Source organism: Achromobacter sp. 1011791174, assembly GCF_059760925.1.
The window spans coordinates 1-9,382 of sequence record NZ_JCBANH010000148.1 but is presented as its reverse complement, the minus strand read 5'-3'; the positions used below and the strand labels follow the sequence as shown (position 1 = coordinate 9,382).

At 68.5% G+C, this 9,382-nt stretch carries 11 protein-coding genes; 3 read left to right on the top strand and 8 right to left on the bottom strand.

Annotated features, from left to right (window positions below):
• Window positions 1-20: 20 nt before the first annotated feature.
• From AC6LJ5_RS29040 to lhpI, 6 genes are all read right to left on the bottom strand, one after another.
• Entirely contained in the window at window positions 21-791 is a 771-nt protein-coding gene (locus AC6LJ5_RS29040) for an amino acid ABC transporter ATP-binding protein (protein WP_498142317.1), read from the bottom strand.
• Window positions 788-1,459, bottom strand: coding sequence for an ectoine/hydroxyectoine ABC transporter permease subunit EhuD (ehuD, locus tag AC6LJ5_RS29035; RefSeq protein WP_392408899.1), 672 nt, complete (start codon window positions 1,457-1,459; stop codon window positions 788-790). Before ehuD ends, AC6LJ5_RS29040 begins: the two co-directional genes overlap by 4 nt.
• On the bottom strand, window positions 1,456-2,109 hold the full coding sequence (gene ehuC, locus AC6LJ5_RS29030) for an ectoine/hydroxyectoine ABC transporter permease subunit EhuC (RefSeq protein WP_498142316.1): 654 nt from the start codon (window positions 2,107-2,109) through the stop codon (window positions 1,456-1,458). The genes ehuD and ehuC overlap by 4 nt, the downstream gene beginning before the upstream one ends.
• 10 nt (window positions 2,110-2,119) lie before the next feature.
• Window positions 2,120-3,004 (bottom strand): ectoine/hydroxyectoine ABC transporter substrate-binding protein EhuB, encoded by an 885-nt coding sequence (ehuB, locus tag AC6LJ5_RS29025; protein WP_498142318.1) that lies wholly within the window; start codon window positions 3,002-3,004, stop codon window positions 2,120-2,122.
• Between the two features lie 214 nt (window positions 3,005-3,218).
• The gene (locus AC6LJ5_RS29020; RefSeq protein ID WP_103275133.1) at window positions 3,219-4,376 is read right to left on the bottom strand and encodes an ABC transporter substrate-binding protein; all 1,158 of its coding nucleotides are present in this window, start codon (window positions 4,374-4,376) and stop codon (window positions 3,219-3,221) included.
• 128 nt (window positions 4,377-4,504) lie between these two features.
• Window positions 4,505-5,455 carry a bifunctional Delta(1)-pyrroline-2-carboxylate/Delta(1)-piperideine-2-carboxylate reductase gene (gene lhpI / locus AC6LJ5_RS29015; RefSeq protein ID WP_498142315.1) on the bottom strand — a complete coding sequence of 317 codons (951 nt, stop codon included), beginning with the start codon at window positions 5,453-5,455 and terminating at the stop codon, window positions 4,505-4,507.
• 233 nt (window positions 5,456-5,688) lie between these two features.
• Between lhpI and AC6LJ5_RS29010 the strand changes: the two genes are divergently transcribed.
• Window positions 5,689-6,114, top strand: coding sequence for an OsmC family protein (locus AC6LJ5_RS29010; protein WP_103275135.1), 426 nt, complete (start codon window positions 5,689-5,691; stop codon window positions 6,112-6,114).
• A gap of 148 nt (window positions 6,115-6,262) precedes the next feature.
• A complete protein-coding gene (locus AC6LJ5_RS29005) occupies window positions 6,263-7,552 on the top strand; it encodes an Nramp family divalent metal transporter (protein WP_103275136.1) in 1,290 nt (429 codons plus the stop codon).
• Window positions 7,553-7,619: 67 nt separating this feature from the next.
• Here AC6LJ5_RS29005 and AC6LJ5_RS29000 read toward each other — a convergent pair whose 3' ends face one another.
• Both AC6LJ5_RS29000 and AC6LJ5_RS28995 read right to left on the bottom strand, forming a co-directional pair.
• The gene (locus tag AC6LJ5_RS29000) at window positions 7,620-7,865 is read right to left on the bottom strand and encodes an XRE family transcriptional regulator (protein WP_103275137.1); all 246 of its coding nucleotides are present in this window, start codon (window positions 7,863-7,865) and stop codon (window positions 7,620-7,622) included.
• Between the two features lie 152 nt (window positions 7,866-8,017).
• Window positions 8,018-8,686, bottom strand: coding sequence for a TetR/AcrR family transcriptional regulator (locus AC6LJ5_RS28995; RefSeq protein ID WP_392408904.1), 669 nt, complete (start codon window positions 8,684-8,686; stop codon window positions 8,018-8,020).
• A gap of 108 nt (window positions 8,687-8,794) precedes the next feature.
• Between AC6LJ5_RS28995 and AC6LJ5_RS28990 the strand changes: the two genes are divergently transcribed.
• Window positions 8,795-9,382 (top strand): MFS transporter (locus AC6LJ5_RS28990; protein ID WP_498142314.1); only part of this gene is annotated, 588 nt, incomplete at its 3' end.

Sequence of the window (9,382 nt, the reverse complement as noted above, 5' to 3'; positions counted from 1 at the left end):
CCCTCCGCCCCCGCCTCCGTTCACTGCCCTTCGATCACGCTGTCCAGGAACTGCCGCGTACGGGCTTCCCTGGGCTGGCTGAACAGCGTGGCGGACTCCGCGTCCTCGACGATATTGCCTTCGTCGAAGAACAGCGTGCGGTCCGAGCTGCGCTCGGCGAACTTCATCTGGTGGGTGACGATGATCATGGTCATGCTGCGGCGCGCGGACAGGTCGCGCAGGATCTGCAGGATGCCGCCCACCAGCTCGGGATCCAGCGCCGACGTCACCTCGTCGAACAGCATGATCTCCGGACACATGGCCAGGGCCCGCGCAATGCCCACGCGCTGCTTCTGGCCGCCGGACAGCTGCGCGGGATAGGTGTCCAGCTTGTCGCCCAAGCCCACCATCTCCAGGTATTCGACGCCGCGCTCGCGCGCCTGCTCGCGGCTCAGGCCCTGTACCCGCAGCGGCGCCTCCATGGTGTTGCCCAGCGCGGTCATGTGGGGAAACAGGTTGAAGTGCTGGAACACCATGCCGATCTTGCCGCGCACCTTGCGCAAGTGAGGCGAATGCAGCCCCGCCGGCTTGCCGCCGGCGTCTGTCCACATGGGCACGCCGTCGATCTCGATCTCGCCGCCGCTGGGCCGCTCCAGCGTCATCAATACGCGCAGCAAGGTCGACTTGCCCGAGCCGGACGGGCCGATCACGGCCACGGTCTGGCCGGACGGGATCTCCAGATTGATGCCCTTGAGCACCTCCAGATCGCCGTAGCGCTTGCGCAGGTCGCGGATGTTCACACTGGCGCTCATCGTTTTCCTCCATGGCGTTGCAGGCGGGTTTCCAGCCCGCGCACGCCCCAGGCCGCCAGCAGGCTCAACGCCAGGAACAGCGCGCCCACCAGGGTCAGGGGCTCGGTGTAGCGGAACGTGGCCGAGCCGAGCATCTTGCTCTGCTGCAACAGCTCCACCACCGTGATGGCCGACAGCAAGGGCGTGTCCTTGAACATGGCGACCAGATAGTTGCCCAATGCAGGCACCACCGGCGGAATCGCCTGCGGCAGCACCACGTCCACCGCCGTGCGCCAGCGCGGCAGGTTCAGAGCGATGGCTGCCTCGGTCTGCCCCCTGGGCACGGCTTCGATGCCGGCGCGGTACACCTCGGCGCAATAGGCGGCGTAGTGCAGGCCCAGCGCCAGCACCCCGGTGGCCAGCGGCGACATGCGCAAGCCGGTCAGCGGCAGGACATAGAACAGGAAGTACATCTGCACCAGCAGCGGCGTGCTGCGCACGAACTCGATCACGAAGGCCGCCGGCCATGACACCAGCCGCAGCCGGGAGCGTCGCAGCAGCGCCAGCGCCAGGCCGAGCGTGACGGCCACCAGCATGCCCAGCACGGTCGCCTGGATCGTGACGACCAGGGCGGCGCCCAGCGTGGGCAGGATTTCAAGCGCGTATGACCAGTCGAATATCGGCGTCATCGGATGCGCAGCCTCCGTTCAAGCAGGCGCACGCCCGCGGTGATCAGCAAGGCCACGGCGAAGTACATCAGCAGCATCAGGCTGAAGATCTCGGTGGTGCGCAAGGTCTCGCTGCGCAGCAGCTGGCCTCGGAAGGTCAGGTCGGTGATGGTCACCAGCGACACCAGCGCGGTGTTCTTGAGCAGTTCGATCAACAGATTGCCTGCCGGCGGCAGCATGGCCGGCACGGCCTGCGGCAAGACCAGCCGCCGCAGGATCTGCCCGCGCGTGAAGTTCAGCGCCACGCCCGCCTCGCGCTGGCCCGGCGGCACGGCCCGGATCGCGCCGCGCACCACCTCGGCGCCATCGGCGCCGGCGTTCAGACCCAGCACCACGATGCCGACCAGCATGGCGGGCAATTGCAGGCCGAACAGCGGCAGCACGAAGTAGAACCAGAACAGCTGCACCAGCGCGGAGGTGCCACGGAATACCTCGACGTAGACGGAGGCCAGCCAGCGCAGCGGACGCCGCGTCGACAGACGGCCGACGCCCGCGACCACGGCCAGCGGCGCGGCCAACGCGGCGGCGCCCGCCATGACTTGCAGCGTCACGCCCAGCCCGTCCAGCAGCGGCGGCGCCAGCTCGCCCAGGGTCTCGATCCAGCTCGTCATGGCGCCACCCTCACTGGCCCGCGCACAGCTTGGCCGCCGTCATGCCCTTGGGCAGCTCCTCGGCCGTGAAGCCGAAGGGCGCGACCAGTTTCTTGTGCTCCTCGGTGCCCAGGAACTTGGCCAGCTCGGCGTTGAACGCGTCGACGAAGGCCTGGTCTTCCTTGCGGAAGGCATAGGCGCCATAGCCGCGCACGCCCTTGCCGTCGATCACCGGATCGGTGAAGGGCTCGGCCTTTTCCAGGCCGCTGTCCTTGCCGGCCTTGCCCATCAGGTCGTTCACGGTCAGCGCGGTGGCGGCATAGGCGTCGGCGCGCCCGGCCTGCACGCCGGCCAGCGCGCTCACCGCGTCGGGAAACACGATGGTGCGGTCAGGCGGCACCTTGAGGCTGGCGGCGTAGTCCGATTCGATCGCGCCCACCACCACGCCCAGCCTGGCGTTGGGGTTCCTGGCCGCATCCTCGTAGCTGTGCAGGTTCTTGGGATTGCCCTGCTTGACCAACAGGGCCTGGCTCACGCCATAGGTGGGATTGGAGAACGCCGCCTGGCGGCAGCGTTCGGGCGTCACGTACATGCCGGCGGCGATGATGTCGAAACGTTTGGCCTGCAGGCCGGGAATCAATGAGCCGAACTCGGTCAGCACGCCCTCGACCTGGTTGATGCCCATGCGCTTGAGCACGACCCGGGCGATTTCGACGGACTCGCCCGTCACCTCGGCGCGCTGGCTGTCCATGTACGCAAACGGCGCCTCGTTGGCGTAACCGATGCGGATCTTGCCGGCCGCCTTGGCCGCCTCCAGCGTGCTGACGGCTCCCTTGGCGCCCGCTGAGCCGGCCTGGCTGTCGGAACCGGAGTCCGAGCAGCCTGTCAGCCCGGCTGCGCCCAGGACCAGCAGCATGCCTGCCAGCCAGGCGTGGCGGCGGGAAGCGCGCGGCAGAGTGGTCTCGCTCATCGTTTTCTCCCATGTCGCAATGTCTTCGCTAGAAATCATACGTCAATAAATGATTTCATCACTAATCATATGAACATAAAAAAGCAGGCCGAGGCCTGCTTGGATAGTCGCCGCCCTGGGCAGCGGCGGCGAATGCGAGGGATCGCTACAAGACGTGTCCTTATTGCCCGGCGTAGGAGAAACGGCCGTTCTTGACCACGCCCATCACGCGCGCACGCTCGTCGAAGCCCTGGTGATCGTCCTTGGAAATATTGAACACGCCATTGGGCACGGCCAGGTCGCGGGTCGACTCCAACGCGTCGCGCAGCGCCTTGCGGAATTCCGGCGTGCCGGGCTTGGCGCCGCCCTTCAGGGCGCGGGCCACGGCCGAATCCAGCAGCATCCATGCGCCGTAGGCGTCGCCGGCGAACTGGGTCAGCGTATGGGCGCCGTACTGGGCTTCATACTTGTCCGCGAACGCGACCGCCACCTGCTTGACCGGATTGGAATCGGGCAACTCGCGCGCCACCACGCCGGGGCCGGTGGGAAACAGCGTGCCTTCCACGTCCTTGCCGCCGACCTGCAGGAATTCCAGCGTACCGATGCCGTGCGTCTGGTAGATGACGCCGCCATAGCCGCGTTCGAGCAGCGTCTTCTGCGGCAGGGCCGAGGGCGTGCCGGCGCCGGCGATCAGCACCGCGTCGGGCTTGGCGGCGATGAGCTTGAGCACCTGGCCCATCACCGACGCGTCGGTGCGCTGGAAGCGTTCCTGCGCCACGATCTTCAGGTCGGCGCCGGCGGCGGCGCTGAATTCCTTCCACCAGCTGTCGCCATAGGAATCGGCGAAGCCGATGAAGGCCACGTTCTTCAGGCCCTTCTTCTTCATGTCCTGGACCAGGGCGGTGGCCATCAGCGAGTCGTTCTGCGGCATCTTGAAGGCCCAGGCGCGCTTGGGATCGGACAGCGGCTCGACAATCACGCTGGAGGCCGCCAACGCGATCATCGGCGTGCCGGTCTCGGCCAGCACATCCAGGCCGGCCAGCGCGGCCGCCGTGATGTTGGGGCCGACGATGGCGTCGACCTTGTCCTCCGAGGTCAGCTTGCGCATGTTCTTCACGGCGCGGCTCACATCGGTGCCGTCGTCCAGCACCACGTAGCGGGCGGGCTGTCCGCCCAGCGTGGCCGGCCACAGCCGGACCGCGTTGTTGGTCTGGATACCGATGGCCGCGGCGGCGCCGGTGGTGGACACATCCACCCCTATCACGATTTCGGCATGGGCGGACAGGGCGGGAACGGACAGGACGGCGACGCAGGCGAGGCGCGCGAGCAGGCGGGACATGACAGCGGATCTCATGAAAAGCAAAAGGCCGGTACGGCAAAAACGGGCACGGGGATAGTAGCCCAAACCGGCGGCGTCCCTTGCGCGGCGCATCCGGGCGCGCGCGGCGTGGCGACTGCCTCGCGTCTTCAGTTCATCGGGTTCGCGCCCGTGCGGTTCTCGTAGACCAGCGCCGCCAGCGTCAGGTCCTCCAGCGCGCTGCCGACCGCCTTGAATACGGTGATCTCGCGCGCGTCGCGGCGGCCCGGCGCCTTGCCCGACACCAGATCCGCCAGCGTGCCGCGCAGGTCTTCGCGCTTCAGCACGCCGGCCTGGAACGCGGCCAGCAGGTCGCCGGCCTTGGTCGGCGCTTCATCGGTGTCCACATAGACGGACGTGCCGTCGAAGCAGGCCGTGTCGGTTTCGATCATGTCGGGCTTGAAGCTGCCGATCAGGTCCAGGTGCGTGCCGGGTTGCAGCCAGGCGCCATGCACCAGCGGCACGGTGGACAAGGTGGCGCAGCTGACAATGTCCGCCTGCCGCACCGCCGCTTCCAGATCCTCGGTCGCGGCCGCGTCGTACCCCTGCGCGCGCAGCTCCTCGGCCAGCGCCTGCGCGCCGGCCGCCCGCAGGTTCCACACCAGCACCTTGCGGATCGGCCGGACCGCGCGCATCGCCTGCGCCAGCAATCCGGCGATGCGGCCGGAGCCCACGATCAGCAACACGGCGGCGTCCGGCCGCGCCAGGTACGAAGCGCCCAGCGCCGCCGCGCCGGCGGTGCGGAACACCGTGACGATGTCGCCGTCGACCTGCGCCAGCGGCACGCCGCTGCGGGCGCTGTACAGGTTATAGGTCGCGTGCAGGCCCGGCAGCGACTGGCGCGTGTTCTCGGGAAAGATATTGATCACCTTCACGCCGAAATAACCGCGTTCGTTCCAGGCCGGCATGATGAGCGAGGTGCCATGCGCGCCGCCGGACTCGATCGCGTGCACATGGCGGGCCGGCACGTGAGCGCCTTGCGCGAAGGCCTCGCGCAAGGCGGGGATGGCCTGTTCGAAGGACAGCGCGCCGCGGGTTTTTTCCGTGTCGATCACCAGCATCTTGATTCCGCACCTGTATGTAATTGTTCGAGGGCCAGTGTGACGGCGCGCGCGCCTGCTGGCAAGCGCATCGCCGCGCGCGCACTCGATGTCGATGCAATGGCGCGGGCTTGCGGTTACATCGGCTTGCCCGGGCCCGCGTCCGGTCGCCGTAACATGACTGCCAGGCTTCGCCGCAACGGCGCACCGGCGTGGCGGACGCCTCCCCTTTTCCCTGATGAAGGAGTCTACCCATGAAGAAAACCGCAACCGCCGCCTGGTCGGGCGATCTGAAGACCGGCAAGGGCACGATCTCCACGCAAAGCGGCGCGCTCAAGGAACAGCCTTACGGCTTCAACACCCGCTTCGGCGACACGCCCGGCACCAATCCCGAGGAACTGCTGGGCGCGGCCCATGCCGGCTGCTTCACCATGGCGCTGTCCAACATCCTGGCCGAGGCCGGCATGGTTGCCCAGCGACTGGACACCAAGGCGGAGGTCACGCTGGACAAGGCCGACGGCGGCTTCGCCATCACCGCCGTGCACCTGACCGTGGAAGCCGTCATCCCGGGCGCCAGCGCCCAGGCCTTTGAAGACGCGGCCCGCAAGGCCGAGACCGGCTGCCCGGTGTCCAAGGTCCTGAAGGCGAAGATCACCATGGACGCGCGACTGAAGGCCTGAGGCCGGTCCGCCGCCCCGCGCCTGCCCCGGCCAGCCGGGGCGCGCCGCCCGCCGCATCATTGGACCGCCCTATCCCGGGCTTGGCGAAAATCAATTTGACGGGCGTTCTGCCTAAGAGAATAATGAGAACCATTCTCAGGAGTGGTTCATGACCGGACTCATCGTCGCGATGTCGGGCGGCAAATCCGCCCTGGCGCAGAACGCCCAGCTGTCCGCCAGCATGCGGCGCATGGTCGGCTCGGGCCTGCTGGTCGCCGTCGGCTACATCGACCCGGGCAACTGGGCCACCGACATCGCCGGCGGCAGCGGCTTCGGCTACGGCCTGCTGTCGGTGGTCATCGCATCCGCGCTGCTGGCCCTGGGCTTCCAGGTGCTGGTGTCGCGGCTGGCGCTGGCCACGGGCCAGGATCTGGCCACCCTGACCGCGCGCCACCTCTCCCCCCGCATGGCCAAGGCCGCCTGGCTGGCCGGCGAGGCCGCCATTCTCGCGACCGCGCTGGCCGAGCTGGTCGGCGGCGCCATCGCGCTGCGCCTGCTGTTCGGCCTGCCCCTGCTGGGCGGCGTGGCGGTGACAGGCGTCGGCACCTTCGCCGTACTGGCGCTGACGCGCGGCAACGCCGACCGCCACGAACGCGTCATCGCCGTGCTGCTGGCCATCGTGGCCGCATCGTTCGTGTTTTTGCTGTTCAAGGCCAATCCCGCCTGGATCGAGGTCGCGCAAGGCGTCGCCCGGACCGGCGGCGCGCTGCGCGATCCGCAGGGCTTCCTGATCGCGCTGGGCATCCTGGGCGCGACGCTGATGCCGCACAACCTCTACTTGCATTCGGGCTCGCTGGCCGAACGCGCCCGCAGCCTGCCTGCGGACGCGCGCGACATCGCGATGCGCGTGGCGCGCAATGACACCGCGCTGTCGCTGGGCGTGGCCATGCTGATCAACGCGGCCATCATGATCGTGGCCGCCGCATCCCTGTCCGGCCCCGGCCTCATCGTCTCCAGCCTGGACGACGCCCACGCGGCCATCGGCCACACGCTGGGCGCGGGCGCAGCCATCATCTTCGCGGTGGCGCTGTATGCCGCGGGGCAAAGCTCCACCATCACCGGGGTGCTGGCCGGCCGCATCCTGTCGCGCGGCTTCCAGGCCGGCAGTAACTGGTCCGATCGTCGCCGCGCGCTGGCCACCCGGCTGATCGCGGGCGCGGCCGCGGCGGGCCTGCTCGGCTACTCGGGCGGCCAGGATCCCGACGGGTTGCTGGTGCTGAGCCAGGTGATCCTGAGCCTGGCCCTGCCCTTCGCGCTGGCGCCGCTGGTGCTGCTGGCCTGCCGCAAGTCCATCATGGGCCGGCACGCGCTGCGCGGCGCCTGGGCCTGGGCTGCCATCGCGGCCACCGTCGGCATCATCGCGTTGGATGGCTATCTGCTGGCCGATACCTTGCTGTAACGCGGCATCCGCGCGCAACCGCGTCATGGCAAACAAAAAAGACGCCAGCATCGCGCTGGCGTCTTTTTCACTTGCCCTTGCGGGAGGCGTCCCGATAGGCAGAAATCACCGGATGGTGCCGGCGTCCGGCATCCATGTCATGCAGCATCTCGCCCAAGGCGCCGCCGAAGGCCGCCATGCGCAGCTTCAGCCGCCGCCAGGCCTGGCGTCCGAAGGGCCCGTCCGACAAGGCTTGCGCCTGGATGGCTTCCTGGATCAGGGTCCGTTCCAGCTCGTCGGACATGCGTGCATGCTTCAACGTGGCATCGCTCATGATTCTCTCCCGGAGAACTCACGACTAGGAACCAGCATCAGCCCATGCTAGATCCGCGTGACCCGCGCCGCAATGCAATTTTCCTATCAGATTTTCATCTCTTGCTTAATGCGGACTAGCCCCTAAACCTATCGAACTAGACCGGCCGCGCCTTAATCGCCCGCGCGCCGCGGCGCAACATCCGGCGTCGGACCGACCCAGGCGTCGATCAGCCGTCCGGCGGCCTGGGCCAGTTGCCCGGCGGGTCCGCCCTCGTGGAACAGCTGGCTGGATACGAACGCCCCTTCGAGCAGCAACAGCAGGCCGTCGCCCAGCGCCTGCGGATCGGTCGCGCCCATGCCGCGCGCCATGTCGGCCAGCCGCCGGCGCAGCTCGACCTTGTGCTCGACGGCCACGGCGCGCGCCGGATGCGGATCCTCCGGGTATTCGACGGCGGCGTTGGTCAGGCCGCAACCCCGGTAGCCGGCCTGCACGGCGCGCTGGCTCAGCCCGGTCAGGTAGGCCATCAGCTGCGCCCTCGGATCGCCCGGATGCGCGTCGCAGGCGGCGTTGAAGCGCCCCCAGAACTCGGCGTCGTAGTCGCGCAGATAGGCGGCCGCCAGCTCGTCCTTGGACGCGAAGCTGCGGTACAGGCTGGGCTTGGTCACCCCGGCCTGGGTGACGATGGCGTCCACGCCCACGGCGCGGATGCCGTCGCGATAGAACATTTCCCTGGCGGTGCGGCGTATCCGGTCCGCCGCCAGCAGCGGCTTGTCCGGGGATTGCGCGTCCGCCGCGCCGGCGGCCGGACGCTTGCGCGCAACGGTGGATTTGCTGGCCATGTGTCGCTCCTGTGCAAAGAAGGGCCGCCCGGTCGCGCAAAAACAACTTGACGGCGTTACTAACCGGTACGTACGATTCGCACATCTCAACACGTACCGGTCAGTAACATGAGTATACCCCACCCCCCATTCCCGTTCCGCCGCGCCGGCCAGCGGTACGCCTTCGTGGTCGTCGCGGTGATCTTCCTGTCGCTGCTGGTGTCGGCCGGCCTGCGGTCCACGCCCAGCGTGCTGCTGGTGCCGCTGGAGGAATCCTTCGGCTGGAGCCGCAGCTCGATTTCATTCGCCGCCGCGCTGGGGATCTTCCTCTATGGCCTGGTCGGTCCCTTCGCCGCCGCCGCGATGGAACACTTCGGCCTGCGCCGGGTGCTCATTGGCGCGCTGAGCCTGATGGCCGTGTCCAGCGCGGCCAGCGCCTATATGACCGAACCCTGGCACCTGCTGCTGAGCTGGGGCGTGTTCTCGGGCATCAGCTCGGGCGCGGTCGCCATCGTGCTGGGCGCCACGGTCGTGAATCGCTGGTTCAGCGCCCATCGCGGACTGGTGATGGGCCTGCTGACCGCCAGCGCCGCGACCGGCACGCTGGTGTTCCTGCCTGCCCTGGCCGCGCTGGCTTCCTCCGGCGACTGGACCCGCGTGGTCTGGGCCGTGGCCGCGGCCGATCCGGCACCAGCCACCAGGCCAGCGGCACCAGGG